Genomic DNA, 13,735 nt, shown 5'->3' with positions numbered 1-13,735 from the left:
CGCTCCTCCACGAGTTCGGCCCGCCAGCAGGGCTGGCGGGCCGAACGTGACTCTGATCAGTGCACTCGATCAGACGGGCAGGGAGCCGCCGGTCTCGGCGAGGTTGCGCAGCCACGGGGTGGGCGTGAAGCGCTCACCGTAGGCGGCGGCGAGCTCGTCGGCGCGCTTGACGAACGCCTTGAGGCCGATCTCGCCGTCGGCGCCCTCGTAGCCGGTCATGAACTGCGCCGCACCACCGGTCATCGGCGGGAAGCCGATGCCCATGATGGAGCCGATGTTGGCCGCGGCGGAGGTCTCGATGACGCCCTCCTCGAAGCACTTGGCGGTCTCGAGGGCCTCGGCGAACATCATCCGGTCCTTCATGTCCTGCAGCGGGATCTGCTTCTCCGCCGGCGGGAACAGCTCGGCCAGGCCCGACCACATCGACCCGCGCTTGCCGGACTCGTCGTAGTCGTAGAACCCGGCGCCGCGCAGGCGACCTGGGCGACCGGCCTCGAGCATCTTGTCGATGACGACGATGCCGGGGTGCTCGACGTAGGTGCCGCCGTCGCGCTCGGCCGCCTCCCGGGTGGCCTTGGTGATCTTGCCCATCAGCTCGAGGTTGAGCTCGTCGGAGAGCTGCAGCACCGGCGCCGGGTAGCCGGCCTGGGTGGTGGCCCGCTCGATGCTCCACGGGTGGGCGCCCTCGGCGAGCAACGCCATGCCCTCGTTGACCATGAAGCCGATGACCCGCGAGGTGTAGAAGCCGCGGCTGTCGTTGACCACGATCGGGGTCTTGCGGATCTGCTGGACGACGTCGTAGGCCTTGGCCAGCGCCTCCTCGGAGGTCTGCTCGCCCTTGATGATCTCGACCAGCGGCATCTTGTCGACCGGGCTGAAGAAGTGCAGGCCGATGAAGTCCTTGGGACGGTCGACGCCCTCGGCGAGCTCGGTGATCGGCAGGGTGGAGGTGTTGGAGCACAGCAGCGCGTCGGGGTTGACGTGCTCGGCCACCTCGGCGAAGACCTTCGCCTTCAGGGCGGGGTCCTCGAAGACGGCCTCGATCACCAGGTCGCAGCCGGCCAGGTCAGCGGCGTCGCCGGTGGCGGTGATCCGGTCGAGCAGCTCGGTCTTCTTCTCCTCCGTCGAGCGGCCCTTGGCGATCGCCTTGTCGAGGATGCCGGCCGAGTAGGCCTTGCCCTTCTCGGCGTTCTCGGTGGAGACGTCCTTGAGGACGACGTCCATCCCGGCCTTCGCGCACACGTAGGCGATGCCGGCGCCCATCATCCCGGCGCCGAGCACGGCGACCTTGGTGGCCTTCCACGGCTCGATGCCCTGCGGGCGGAGCTTGCCGGAGTTGATCGCCTGGAGGTCGAAGAAGAACGCCTGGATCATGTTCTTCGAGCCCTGGTTGACGATCAGGTTCGTCAGGTAGCGCGACTCGATCCGGCTGGCGGTGTCGAAGTCGCGGCTCGCGCCCTCGACGGCGGCCGACAGGATCGCCCGCGCTGCCGGGTAGACCGCGCCCTTGGTCTGCTTGCGCAGCAGCGCCGGGAAGGCCGGCAGGAAGGCCGCCAGCTTGGGCGACTGCGGGGAGCCACCGGGCATCCGGTAGCCGGGCTGGTCCCACGGCTTCTGGGCGGCTTCGGGGTTGGCCTTGATCCACGCCTTCGCCGCGGGGAGCAGCTCGTCCTGGCTGCCGACGACCTCGTCGATGACGCCGACCTTCAGCGCCTGCTCGGGCTTGAACTGCTTGCCCTCGAGCAGCACGTTCATCAGGCCGTCCTGCAGGCCGAGCATCCGCACGATCCGGGTCACGCCGCCGCCACCGGGCAGCAGGCCGAGGCTCACCTCGGGCAGGCCGAGGACCACCTTCGGCTCGTCGACGGCGATGCGGTGGTTGGCCGCGAGCGCGATCTCGAGTCCGCCGCCGAGCGCAGCGCCGTTGATCGCTGCCACGACGGGCTTGGGCAGCTTCTCCAGGCGGCGCAGGTCGCTCTTGACGTTCTCGGAGGTCGCGAAGACCGACGCGGCGTCGTCCTTGGTGGCCTGGGTCATCTCGCGCAGGTCGCCGCCGGCGAAGAAGGTCTTCTTCGCGCTAGCGATGACGACGCCGGCGATCGAGTCGGGGTCGGCCGCCAGCTCGGACTCGAGGCGGTCCACGGCCGCCTTCATCGAGTCGACGTAGAGCTGGTTCATCGTGTTCGCCGACTGGTTCGGGTCGTCGAGGGTGAGGGTGACGATGCCGTCGGCGTCCCGGTCGTAGCGGACGGCGGTCTGGGTGTCGGTGGTGCTCATCGTTCGTGGTTCCTGTCTGTGGCGGTGGGCGGCCGCGGCTTGTTACTGACCGTTGTTACCTCTGACCTGCGCTTACAAGAGCAGGTCAGAGGTCATAACGGTCGGTAACAAGCCTCCTCGGCCGGAGGGACGAAGACGCAGAGGTCAGACCAGCTCGACGACGGTGGCGATGCCCATGCCGCCGCCGACGCACAGCGTGGCGAGGCCGCGCTTCTGGTCGCGCCGCTCGAGCTCGTCGATGAGGGTGCCGAGGATCATCGCGCCGGTGGCGCCCAGCGGGTGGCCCATGGCGATCGCGCCGCCGTTGACGTTGGTGACCTCGTGGGAGATCTCCATGTCGCGCATGAAGCGCATCGCCACCGCGGCGAAGGCCTCGTTGATCTCCCACAGGTCGATGTCGGCCGCGGTGAGACCGGCCTTGGCGAGTGCCTTGCGGGCCGCGGGCGCCGGGCCGGTGAGCATGATCGTCGGGTCGGCGCCGCTCACGGCCATCGACACGATGCGGGCGCGGGGGGTCAGACCGAGGTCGGAGCCGATCTGCTCGTTGCCGATCGCCATCAGGGCCGCGCCGTCGACGATGCCGGAGGAGTTCCCGGCGTGGTGGACGTGGTTGATCTTCTCCAGCCAGTGGTACTTCTCCAGCGCGACGTCGTCGAAGCCGGCGTCGGCGCCGAGCTGGGCGAAGCTGGGCCGCAGCCCGGCCAGGCCCTCGGGGCTGGTGTCGGGGCGGACGGTCTCGTCGTGGTCGAGGATCACCAGACCGGACTTGTCCTTGACCGGCACGATCGCGCCGTTGAAGTAGCCGTTCGCCTGGGCCTTGGCGGCGCGGTGGTGCGACTCGGCGGCGTAGGCGTCGACGTCGTCGCGACTCCAGCCCTCGATGGTGGCGATCAGGTCGGCGCCGATGCCCTGCGGGACGAAGCCGGTGGTGAGCGCGGTGGCGGGGTCCTGGGCCCACGCGCCGCCGTCGGAGCCCATCGGCACGTTGCTCATCGACTCCACACCGCCGGCGAGGATGAGGTCCTCCATGCCGCCGCGGATGCGGGCAGCGGCCTGGTTGACGGCCTCGAGACCGGAGGCGCAGAAGCGGTTGAGCTGCACGCCGGCGACGGTCTCGGGGTAGCCCGCGGCGAGCGCCGCGGTCTTGGCGATGTCGCCACCCTGCTCACCGATCGGCGAGACCACGCCGAGGACGACGTCGTCGACGCGACCCGGGTCGAGGTCGGGGTTGCGGGTCTTGACCTCGTCGAGGAGGCCGACGATCAGGTCGATCGGCTTCACCTCGTGGAGGGAACCGGCGGCCTTGCCCTTGCCGCGCGGGGTGCGGAGGTGGTCGTACACGAATGCTTCTGCCATGACCCGTCCTTGCTCGTATCGGTGCTGAATGACGACTGATCGACGACTGACGTCGGCTGGATGTCGGCTGGCGCGCGGACTGTCCGCTTGCACTAGCGATTGTGACACCAATACTGTCAGAGTCGTCAAGGAACCGGCGGAGTTAGTGAGGGGGGTCACGCCGATGGCCGAGCGCCCGGAGGGACTGCTGACCCTCGACGAGCTGTGCGCACGCGTCGGCCTCACCGTGCGCAATGTGCGCTTCTACACCTCTCGCGGCCTGGTGCCCGCGCCGATCCGGCACGGACGCTCGGGCTACTACTCCGCCGAGCACGTCGCCCGGATCGAGCTCGTCCTCGAGCTCCAGGCCCACGGCTTCACCCTCGCCGCGATCGAGCGCTACGTCTCGGCGCTCCCCGAGGACGCCGAGCCGGAGGACATCGCGCTGGCCCGCACCATGCTCGCGCCATGGCAGTCCGACCTCCCGGTCGACATGGAGCGCGACGAGCTCGAACGACGCGCCGGCCGGGACCTCAGCGAGGAGGACCTCGCCACACTCGTGGCCCTCGGCATCGTGCGGGTGCGCGGCGAGCGCTTCCTGGTCGCACGGACCCAGCTCGGGATCGGCATCCGGCTGCTCGACCTCGGCTTCCCGCGCGAGGTCGCCGAGTCCGCCCGCGACATCTACCAGGCGCACGGCCGTCAGATGGCCGAGGAGCTGCACGACATGGTCGCCGAGAAGCTCGCACCCCACTACGACTCACAGGACTCCGAACGCTTCCAGGAGGTCATGGAGCGTCTCAAGCCACTCTCGGTCGGCGGCCTGGTGACGGCCTACGAGACCGAGGTCGCCAAGGCCGCGCGCAGCGCCGCGCCGCACCGGCGCTAGTCGACGGTTGCCGGGTTTCCTCGGCGCTCGCCTGCTCAACCTCCGGCGCGCGCGGCGACCCCTCGGAGGTTGAGCAAGCCGGAAGGGCGAGGAACGAGCCCGACCGGCGCCGACGAAACCTCACAACCGGCCTCGGAAACCCTGGCAAGGACGGTTGCCGGGGTTTCGTCAGCGCTCGCTGGCGCTCGCTTGCTCAACCTCCGGCGGCCTGGACCGCGTCGGTACCCGAGGTTTCGCCGGCGTTCGCTTGCTCGACCTCCGGCGGCCTGGACCGCGTCGGCACCCGAGGTTTCGCCGGCGCTCGCTTGCTCGACCTCCGGTGAGGCGAGCTCGGCGACCTAGCGACCCGAGGAGAAGGACGCGGCGGAGTGGCCTCCGCTGCTCGGACGACCCGCGCCCGAACGGCCCCGGCCACGGCCCCGACGACGAGAGCCGCCGCCGTTTCCGCCGCCACCGTTGCCGCCGCGCTTCGCTGCGCCGCCGTTGCTGTTCGGCCGGCCGCCGGAGCGCCCGCTGTTGTTGCTCGACGCGGACTTCGGCTTGGCCGATCGCCGGGGCTGGTCCGGCGTCTCGATCACCAGACCGCCCGGCACCAGGGTCCGCTCGCCGGGGGCGAGCTCGGCGAGCACCGGGTGCGAGGAGCCCGAGACCCGGGTCGTGGTCGGACGGATGCCCGCGGCGCGGGTCAGCTGCCTGACGTCGCGCACCTGCTCGTCGGTCATCAGCGTGACGACGGTGCCGGCGGCACCGGCCCGGGCGGTACGGCCCGAACGGTGCAGGTAGGCCTTGTGCTCGGTGGGCGGGTCGGCATGGACGACGAGGGCGACGTCGTCGACGTGGATGCCGCGAGCCGCGATGTCGGTGGCGACCAGCGTGGTCGCACGGCCGGAGTGGAAGGCCTCCATGTTGCGGGTGCGCGCGTTCTGGCTGAGGTTGCCGTGCAGGTCGACCGACGGCACCCCGGAGCGGTTGAGCTGGCGCGCCAGCGCCTTGGCGCCGTGCTTGGTGCGCGTGAACACCACGGTGCGGCCCGGCGCGGAGGCCAGGTCGACCAGCACCGGGAGTCGGTGCTCACGGGCGAGGTGCAGCACATGGTGGTCCATCGTGGCGACCGGCGACTGCGCCGAGTCGGCCTGGTGCACCACCGGAGACGACAGGTAGCGCTTGACCAGGACGTCGATCGCGTTGTCGAGGGTGGCCGAGAAGAGCAGTCGCTGCCCGTCGGCCGGGGTCTTGTCGAGGATGCGGCGCACGGCCGGCAGGAAGCCGAGGTCGGCCATGTGGTCGGCCTCGTCGAGCACGGTGATCTCGACGTCGCCCAGGTCGCAGTGGCCCTGGCCGATGAGGTCCTCGAGGCGGCCGGGGCAGGCGAGCACGATGTCGGCTCCGCGGCGCAGGTTCTGGACCTGCGGGTTCTGGCCGACCCCGCCGAAGATCGTCATCGTGCGCAGGCCGGCGGCAGCGGCCAGGGGCGCCAACGACTCCTGGATCTGGCCGACGAGCTCACGGGTGGGGGCCAGCACGAGGGCCCGGGGGCGGCCCGGCTTCGCCTTGCGGCCGGAGGCCACGAGGCGGTCGACGATCGGGAGCAGGAAGGCGTAGGTCTTGCCGGAGCCGGTGCGGCCCCGGCCCAGGACGTCGCGGCCGGCGAGCGAGTCGGGCAGCGTCGCGGCCTGGATGGGAGTAGGGGTGGTGATGCCGCGCTCGGCCAGGACGGCCACGAGGTCGGCGGGCACGCCGAGGTCGGCGAAGGAGACAGACGAAGTCACAGGAGTTCACTCACGGTTGGTGTGTCTCACCAAGCGGTCCGGGCCGGTTGGCCGGACGGAGGATGCATGCCCTCCGCACTGGAGGGGCGCCGCAGACGGCGCGGGGTCCGAGGCAAGACTGGACGGACCGATGAGGTGAGCCTAGCGGCTCGAAGGGTGAGGACCCGCATCGCAGCGCCCGCGTAGCGTGTGAGCGTGACCACTGTCCTCCTTACCGGCGCCACCGGCTTCGTCGGCCGGCGCCTGGAGCCCGTGCTGATCGAGCGCGGCCTGAAAGTTCGTGCCATGACCCGCTCACCCGAGGACTACGACGGCGAGGCGGAGCCGGTCGCCGGCGACGTCTTCGACGCCGACACCCTGGGTCCGGCCCTGGAGGGCGTCGACGTCGCGGTCTACCTCGTGCACTCCCTCGGCGACCGCGACTTCGAGCGTCGCGATGCCGAGGCCGCGAAGGCCTTCGGCCGAGCCGCGGCACAGGCCGGGGTGCGGCAGATCGTCTACCTCGGAGGGCTGGGCGGCGACGGAGAGCTCTCGCCGCACCTGCGCTCGCGGCGCGAGGTCGAGTCGCTGCTGGGCGAGGCCGGAGTGCCGGTGACGGTGCTCCGAGCCGCGGTGATCGTCGGGGCGGGCGGCATCTCGTGGGAGATCACCCGCCAGCTGGTCGAGAACCTGCCCGCGATGATCGTGCCGAAGTGGGCCAAGACGCGCACACAGCCGATCGCGATCACCGACGTCGTGCGCTACCTCGACGGCGTCATCGACAACCCCGAGGCCATCGGACGCGTCTTCGAGATCGGCGGTACCGACCAGCTCACCTACCTCGACATGATCCAGCAGGCCGCGGAGGTGATGCGGGGGAACCGCCGGGCGATCGCGACCGTGCCGGTCCTCACGCCCTCCCTCAGCTCGCACTGGATCTCCTTCGTCACCGACGTCGACACCACGACCGCGGCGAACCTGATCGAGTCGATGTCCACCGAGGTCATCGTGACCGACCAGTCGATCCGCGACCTGGTGCCCGGCGAGCCGCTCACCTACCAGGAGGCCGTCCGGCGCGCGCTCGAGGAGGACGAGACCAACCAGCGCTGGGCCTGAGCACCGGGCGCGGGAGCTCAGCCTGGATCCAGGTCACGCGCCGAAGATGGCGGGGAGAGCGAAGAGCATGATCAGCGACCACGTGCAGTGGGTGATGATCGGCGCCAGGATTCCGCCGGAGGCGCGCCGCTGCAGCCCGACGACGACTCCGAGCACGACCGCGGCGAAGGCGAGCATGGGGTTGCCGGTGGCGGCGGTCGCGATCGTGTAGGCCAGCGTCGTCCAGGCCACCGGGTGACGGGTGATCGCCGCGTAGGCCGCCCCCCGGAAGAACAGCTCCTCGGCGACGCCGTTGACCGCGGTCACGATGGCCAGTACCGCCAGATTGCCCTCGGTGGCGAAGCCGAGCACCGATCGGACCTGATCGGCCAGCGGCTCGATCTCGCGTACGACCAGGGCGCCCGCGACGAACACGCCGGCGAGCGCGGCGCCGATGAGGAAGGGCGCCAGGACCGGTCGCAGTCGCTCACCGGTGTCGTCCCCGGTGCCGATACGGCCCAGATGCAACGGGCCGGAGGCGAAGGCACCACCCGCCCAGACCGCGGCGAGCAGCAGCGAGGTCGCGGTGAAGGCGAGGCTGCCACGATCCAGCCGCAGCAGCACGGCCAGGACGACGGACCCGAGAAGGATGACGCCGACGGTGACGACGCGCCGACGCCTCAGTGCATCGGGAGAATCGCGATGGTCGCGGGGAACGACGTCCCAGAGCGACCGCTCGACCCAGCCCTTCAACAACCCATCCACCGCCTCCCCGCGACACCGTAGCGGGGAGGGCGGTGGCGGGGACTACTTGGTGAGGCCGTCCTTGACGTCCTTGATGGCGTCCTTGACCTTCTCGCCGGCCTGCTTGACCTTCGAGGAGGACTGGTCGGCCTTGCCCTCGGTCTCGAGACGCTCGTTGCCGGTGGCCCGGCCGGTGCCCTCCTTGGCCTTGCCCTTGAGCTCTTCTGCCTTGTTGTCGAACTTGTCATCGATACCCATAGCTCCACCCAACCACGCCACTCAAGCGACCGACTCACCCGTAGGCCTGAGTGCGGGCGATCAGGTGAACGCCAGCACGTCGTCGTCGATCTCGCCGCGCCGGATCGTGCGGACGTCGACGAAGTAGTTCTGCTTCAGCTGCCACGGGGCGCGATCGCCCTGGCGCGGCAGCCACGCGACCGCACGCTGGATGTAGCCCGACTGCAGGTCCATGAACGGCCGCTCGCCGACGGCGTCCTCGCGCACCGGCACGACGGTGCGCAGCCCGCGGGCGTCCATGAAGTCGAGCAGCCGCACGACGTAGTCGCCGACCAGGTCGGCCTTGAGGGTCCAGGAGGCGTTGGTGTAGCCGATGGTGAACACGAAGTTCGGGACGCCGCTGAGCATCAGCCCCTTGTAGGCCATGGTCTCGCTGGCTACCAACGGCTCGCCATCGACGGTGATCTCGATGCCCCCGAACAGCTTGAGCTCGAGACCGGTGGCGGTGATCACGAGGTCGGCGGCCAGCTCGCGACCCGACGTGGTCCGGATGCCACCGGGGGTGAAGGTCTCGATCGAGTCGGTGACGACCGAGGCGCCACCCTCGCGCAGGGCTCGGAAGAGGTCGCCGTCGGGCACCACGCACAGGCGCTGGTCCCAGGGGTCGTAGGGCGGCTGGAAGTGCTCGTCGTAGGAGGTGTCCGACGGCAGCGACTTCTCGGCGAGCCGGCGCACCAGCTTCCTGGCCTGCGCGGGGAAGCGTTGCGCGAGCTGGTAGTTCGCCACCAGCTTGAGCACGTTGGCCCAGCGGACGACGGGGTAGCGCACCCGCTCCGGCAGCCGGCGCAGCGCGACGGCCAGCGGGTCACGGTCGGGCTGCGGGATGATGTAGGTCGGGGTCCGTTGGAGCATGGTGACGTGCCGCGCCTTCTCCGCCAGCGCCGGCACCAGCGTCACCGCGGTCGCGCCCGAGCCGATGACGACGACGTCGAGCCCGGTGTGGTCCAGGTCCTCCGGCCAGAACTGCGGGTGCACGACCTGCCCGGCGAAGGACTCCTCGCCCGGGAACTCCGGACGGTGCCCGCGTTCGTAGTCGTAGTAGCCGGTGCACCCCCACAACAGGTCGCAGGTGATCGTGGACTCGACGCCGTCGTGGTCGACGACCACGCTCCAGCGCGCGGTCGCGGAGTCCCAGGCGGCCGAGACGACCCGGTGCCGGTACCGGATCAGCCGGTCGACGCCGCGCTCCTCGGCCACGGTGCGCAGGTAGTCGAGGATCAGCGGGCCGTCGGCGAGCGCCGTCTCACTCGGCCACGGACGCCAGCGGTAGCCGAAGGTGAACATGTCGGAGTCCGAGCGCACGCCGGGGTAGCGGAACAGGTCCCACGTGCCGCCACTGACGTCGCGGGCCTCCAGGACCGCGACGCTGCGGCCGGGATGCCCGGCACGAAGCTGGCACGCCGCGCCGATCCCGCTCAGCCCGGCCCCCACGATCAGGACGTCGACGTGCTCGCTCACGAGAGTGAACGGTAGCGCCGTCAGCCGGGCAGGACGCGGCGCAGGAACTGCCGGGTGCGCTCCTGCGCGGGTGCGGTGAAGATCTGCTCGGGGGTGCCCTGCTCGAGGATGCGGCCCTGGTGCAGGAAGCAGACCTTCGTGGCGACGTCTCGGGCGAAGCTCATCTCGTGGGTGGCGAGCACCATCGTGGTGCCCTCCTCCGCGAGGGCGCGCACGTTGGTGAGCACCTCGCCGACCAGCTCGGGGTCGAGGGCGGCGGTGATCTCGTCGAGCAGCAGCAGGTCGGGCTTGGTGCACAACGCGCGCACCAGCGCGGCGCGCTGCTGCTGGCCGCCCGAGAGCCGGTCGGGGTACTTGTCGACATGCTCGGCCAGCCCGAAGGTCTCCAGCAGCTCGCGGGCCCGGCGCTCGGCCTCGGCCCTCCCGACTCCGTGCACCCGGCGCGGCGCGAGCGTGCAGTTGTCGAGCACGCTCAGGTGCGGGAAGAGGTTGTAGGCCTGGAAGACCATGCCGATCCGGCGACGCACCCCGCGCGGGTCCACCCGCGGATCGGAGATCTCGCGCCCGTCGAAGCGGATGACGCCGTCGTCGATCTCCTCCAGCAGGTTCACACAGCGCAGCAGGGTCGACTTGCCGGACCCGGAGGAGCCGATCAGGCACACGACGTCGTGCGGCTCGACGTCGAGCGCGACGTCGTCGAGCACGAGCCGGTCGCCGTAGGACTTGCGCAGGCCTTCGATCTCCAACAACGAGCTCACAGTGCACCCGCCCGTTCCCGCTGCGCGTAGCGGCGCTGGAGCCAGTCGGTGAACCGGGCCAGCGGCACGGTCATCACCACGAAGAAGCCGGCGACGACCACGAGCGGGGTGTAGTTGAAGTTGAAGTTGCCGTAGTCGCGAGCGGCGAAGACGGCGTCGAAGATGCCGGCGGCAGCCACGAGCGCGGTGTCCTTCTGGAGCGAGACGAAGTCGTTGAGCAGCGGCGGCAGCACCCGCCGGACGGCCTGCGGCACCACGACGTCGCGCAGGGTCTGGAACCGGCTCAGCCCGAGGGCCTGGGCGCTGGCGATCTGGGAGGGGTGGATGGAGTCGATGCCGGCGCGGAACACCTCGGCGACATAGGCGCCGTAGGACAGGATGAGCGCCACCCCGGCCCAGAACAGCGCGCTCTTGGGGACGCCTTGGAGGCCGAGCGCGGGCATGCCGAAGGCGAGGAGCACCACCAGTAGGATGGTGGGGACCCCGCGCAGGATGTCGGTGTAGCCCACGGCCACGATCCGCAACGGCAGCAGCCACGGCGAGCGCGAGACCCGCGCCAGCGCGACGAGCAGCGCCAGCACGAGGATCACCGGCTCGCAGATCAAGAACAGCTTCACGTTGATCCAGAAGCCCTTGATCAGCTCGGGGAAGGACTCCTTGGCGTGCTCCCAGCTGAAGAACGTCTCCTTCACCGAGGGCCACCCCGGCGAGGAGCCGATCGCGGCGATGAGCAGACCGAACACCGCGATCGTCATCGCACCGGCGATCAGGATCGACCTACGACGCCGTCGCCGGCGCACATCCTCCCGCTCGAGCTCGCGTGCGCTCGGCGTCCATTCCTCGATCACGGGAGGCTCAGGAGAGCTCGGGGACACTCACGACCTCGGACAGCCACTGCTGCTCGAGCTTGTCGAGCGTGCCGTCGTCCTTGAGCGTGGTGAGCGCCTGGTCGACGCAGGACACCAGCGAGCTGCCCTTGGGGAACAGCAGCCCGAACTCCTCGGCGTCGCTCGACTCGACCTGGAACTGGCCGACGATCGCGCTGTCGGGGATCTCGACGGCGCTGATGTAGAACGCGGTCGGCAGGTCGGCGAGGATCGCGTCGACCTGGTCGTTCTGGAGGGCCTGCTTGGCGGCGTTGGTGTCCTCGAAGACCAGCGGGTCGTCGCCGGGCTTGATCACGTCGCGGATCGCGGTGAGCGAGGTGGTGCCGGTCTGGGCGCCGAGCCGGTAGTCGGCCAGGTCGGAGATGCTGGTCACGTCGGCGACCGGGGAGTTCTTCAAGGTGACGACGGCCTGGGCGGCGGAGTAGTAGCCCTGGGAGAAGTCGACGACCTTCTGCCGCTCGGGGGTGATCGAGATCTGGTTGATGTCGAAGTCGAACTTCTTCTCGCCCGGGGCGTAGGAGGTGTTGAAGGGCACGGTGACCCAGCTGACGTCGTCAGGCGCGAAGCCCAGCTGGTCGGCGACCGCGTAGGCCACCGCGGACTCGTAGCCCTCGCCGTTGCTCGGGTCGTTGTCGGTGAACCACGGCTCGTAGGCCGGGGAGTCGGTGGCGATGGTGAGCTTGCCGTCCTCGTAGAGGTCGAGGTCGGCGACCTCGCACGACGCGGTGTCGGTGCCGCCGGAGGCGTCGCCGGAGGGGCTGTCGGTCGAGGTGCCGGAGTTGCCTCCGTCGTCGGCGGCCTTGTCCTCCTCGGGAGCGCAGGCGGCACCGGCGACGAGCAGGAGGGGAAGGGTGGCGGCGGCGACCAGGCGACGCGCAGACTGGGCAGACAGGGCATGCATGGGCCGAATCGTAGGCCCGGCTCGCCGCGGTTGCGTACGTCTTGCTCAGGTCTGGACGGCGACGCCCCGCTCGACCAGCGCGTCGGCGTCGTCGATGCCCCACGCGAGGAGCGCGGCGCGAGTGTGCTCGCCGGGACGCGAGGGCGGCGTCGTCAAGGTGGGCTCGGTGCGCGAGAACCGCGGTGCGGGCGCGGGTTGGACCAGTCCGTCGCGCTCGACGAGGGTGCCTCGGGCGGCGAGGTGGGGGTGGCCGGGAGCCTCGCTGAGCGGGATGATCCCGGCCACGCAGGCGTCGGTTCCCTCGAAGATCTCGACCCACTCGGCCTGGGTCCGTGTGGCGAACGTCTCGGTGAAAAGGCGGCGCATCTCGTCGTAGCGATCGGTCTCGGCCTGGCTAGGGCAGGTGTCCTCCAGGCCGAGCAGTCCGACCAGGGTGGCGAAGAACTGCGGCTCGAGCGGACCCACGCTCAGGTGACGGCCGTCGGAGGTCTCGTAGATGTCGTAGAAGGGAACGCCGCCGTCGAGCAGGTTGGCCGCCCGCTCCTCGCGGTGGCCGGGTGCCTGCGCGAAGGCGCTGGTCATCGCATTGAGGTGTGCGGTGCCGTCGACGATCGCGGCGTCGATGACCTGGCCCTGTCCGGACGTGCGCGCCTCCAGCAACGCCGCGAGGATCCCGATGACCAGGTAGGTCGACCCTCCCCCGAAGTCGCCCACGAGGTTCGCCGGGAAGTGCGGGCGGCTCGGGTCCTGCCCGAGCCCGTAGAGGGCGCCGGTGATCGAGATGTAGTTCAGGTCGTGGCCGGCGGCCTGCGCCAGCGGACCGTCCTGGCCCCATCCGGTCATCCGGCCGTAGATCAGCCGGGGGTTGACCGCGAGGCATTCGTCGGGGCCGAGCCCGAGGCGTTCGGTGACGCCCGGTCGCATCCCCTCGATGAGCACGTCGGCCTCGGCCACCAGGCGCAGGACGGTCTCGACCGCCTCGGGCTGCTTCAGGTCGAGGGCCACGCTCGGGCGGCCGCGGTTCAGCAGCATCGTCGGCCCGCCGGCCAGGCCGGCGCCTCCAGGCCGTTCGATGCGGATCACGTCGGCCCCCAGGTCGGCCAGGATCATGCACGCGTGCGGTCCCGGCCCGATCCCCGCGATCTCCACCACCTTGACGCCGCGCAGCGGCCCGGTGCCCTGACCCAGCTCGATGGTCGCGCTCTGCTCGCTCACGTCGGCGATCCTGCCGCATGTGGTCGCCGGTTGCCCGGGACCGCCGGAGGTTGGGCAAGGAGCGCCAGCGATCGTGGTCTGAGCGGCACTTGTCGTCGGCGGGTCGGTTCGCTGCGGGCGTGACTATTACT

12 protein-coding genes are annotated in these 13,735 nt (G+C 70.5%); 2 read left to right on the top strand and 10 right to left on the bottom strand.

Features of this window, described 5'->3' with window-relative positions; all coding sequences use genetic code 11:
• Window positions 1-69: 69 nt before the first annotated feature.
• On the bottom strand, window positions 70-2,277 hold the full coding sequence (locus WMR31_RS11590; RefSeq protein ID WP_340538984.1) for a 3-hydroxyacyl-CoA dehydrogenase NAD-binding domain-containing protein: 2,208 nt from the start codon (window positions 2,275-2,277) through the stop codon (window positions 70-72).
• A 144-nt stretch (window positions 2,278-2,421) separates the two neighbouring features.
• Window positions 2,422-3,633, bottom strand: coding sequence for an acetyl-CoA C-acetyltransferase (locus tag WMR31_RS11585; RefSeq protein WP_340538983.1), 1,212 nt, complete (start codon window positions 3,631-3,633; stop codon window positions 2,422-2,424).
• A gap of 163 nt (window positions 3,634-3,796) precedes the next feature.
• On the opposite strand from WMR31_RS11585, the gene WMR31_RS11580 reads away from it, so the two are divergent.
• Window positions 3,797-4,501: a MerR family transcriptional regulator gene (locus WMR31_RS11580; protein WP_340538982.1), complete on the top strand. Its 705-nt coding sequence runs from the start codon at window positions 3,797-3,799 to the stop codon at window positions 4,499-4,501.
• 338 nt (window positions 4,502-4,839) lie between these two features.
• Here the strand turns inward: WMR31_RS11580 and WMR31_RS11575 are convergent, their stop codons facing one another.
• The gene (locus tag WMR31_RS11575) at window positions 4,840-6,270 is read right to left on the bottom strand and encodes a DEAD/DEAH box helicase (RefSeq protein WP_340538981.1); all 1,431 of its coding nucleotides are present in this window, start codon (window positions 6,268-6,270) and stop codon (window positions 4,840-4,842) included.
• Between the two features lie 195 nt (window positions 6,271-6,465).
• Between WMR31_RS11575 and WMR31_RS11570 the strand changes: the two genes are divergently transcribed.
• Window positions 6,466-7,365 (top strand): NAD(P)H-binding protein, encoded by a 900-nt coding sequence (locus WMR31_RS11570; protein ID WP_340538980.1) that lies wholly within the window; start codon window positions 6,466-6,468, stop codon window positions 7,363-7,365.
• 33 nt (window positions 7,366-7,398) lie between these two features.
• Here WMR31_RS11570 and WMR31_RS11565 read toward each other — a convergent pair whose 3' ends face one another.
• From WMR31_RS11565 to WMR31_RS11535, 7 genes are read right to left on the bottom strand one after another with little or no spacing between them, the layout of a single operon-like run.
• Entirely contained in the window at window positions 7,399-8,097 is a 699-nt protein-coding gene (locus WMR31_RS11565) for a CPBP family glutamic-type intramembrane protease (RefSeq protein ID WP_340538979.1), read from the bottom strand.
• Window positions 8,098-8,151: 54 nt separating this feature from the next.
• Window positions 8,152-8,346 (bottom strand): CsbD family protein, encoded by a 195-nt coding sequence (locus WMR31_RS11560; protein ID WP_340538978.1) that lies wholly within the window; start codon window positions 8,344-8,346, stop codon window positions 8,152-8,154.
• A gap of 60 nt (window positions 8,347-8,406) precedes the next feature.
• A complete protein-coding gene (locus tag WMR31_RS11555) occupies window positions 8,407-9,843 on the bottom strand; it encodes a flavin-containing monooxygenase (protein WP_340538977.1) in 1,437 nt (478 codons plus the stop codon).
• Between the two features lie 20 nt (window positions 9,844-9,863).
• Complete coding sequence (locus WMR31_RS11550) at window positions 9,864-10,601, bottom strand: amino acid ABC transporter ATP-binding protein (protein WP_340538976.1); 738 nt, start codon at window positions 10,599-10,601, stop codon at window positions 9,864-9,866.
• Entirely contained in the window at window positions 10,598-11,449 is an 852-nt protein-coding gene (locus WMR31_RS11545; RefSeq protein WP_340538975.1) for an amino acid ABC transporter permease, read from the bottom strand. Before WMR31_RS11545 ends, WMR31_RS11550 begins: the two co-directional genes overlap by 4 nt.
• A 7-nt stretch (window positions 11,450-11,456) precedes the next feature.
• On the bottom strand, window positions 11,457-12,389 hold the full coding sequence (locus WMR31_RS11540) for an ABC transporter substrate-binding protein (protein WP_340538974.1): 933 nt from the start codon (window positions 12,387-12,389) through the stop codon (window positions 11,457-11,459).
• A 45-nt stretch (window positions 12,390-12,434) separates the two neighbouring features.
• Window positions 12,435-13,604, bottom strand: coding sequence for a CaiB/BaiF CoA transferase family protein (locus WMR31_RS11535; protein ID WP_340538973.1), 1,170 nt, complete (start codon window positions 13,602-13,604; stop codon window positions 12,435-12,437).
• Window positions 13,605-13,735: the final 131 nt, after the last annotated feature.

The organism is Nocardioides epinepheli, from assembly GCF_037936805.1.
In the GTDB taxonomy this organism is placed as follows: domain Bacteria; phylum Actinomycetota; class Actinomycetes; order Propionibacteriales; family Nocardioidaceae; genus Nocardioides.
This window is presented reverse-complemented; position numbering and strand designations above follow the sequence as displayed.

What these genes read in the sequence shown, in the direction of transcription:
- WMR31_RS11540 (WP_340538974.1), bottom strand. Translation starts at nt 12,389, where the DNA reads ATGCATGCCCTGTCTGCCCAGTCTGCGCGTCGCCTGGTCGCCGCCGCC.
- WMR31_RS11580 (WP_340538982.1), top strand. Translation starts at nt 3,797, where the DNA reads ATGGCCGAGCGCCCGGAGGGACTGCTGACCCTCGACGAGCTGTGCGCA.
- WMR31_RS11590 (WP_340538984.1), bottom strand. Translation starts at nt 2,277, where the DNA reads ATGAGCACCACCGACACCCAGACCGCCGTCCGCTACGACCGGGACGCC.
- WMR31_RS11560 (WP_340538978.1), bottom strand. Translation starts at nt 8,346, where the DNA reads ATGGGTATCGATGACAAGTTCGACAACAAGGCAGAAGAGCTCAAGGGC.
- WMR31_RS11585 (WP_340538983.1), bottom strand. Translation starts at nt 3,633, where the DNA reads ATGGCAGAAGCATTCGTGTACGACCACCTCCGCACCCCGCGCGGCAAG.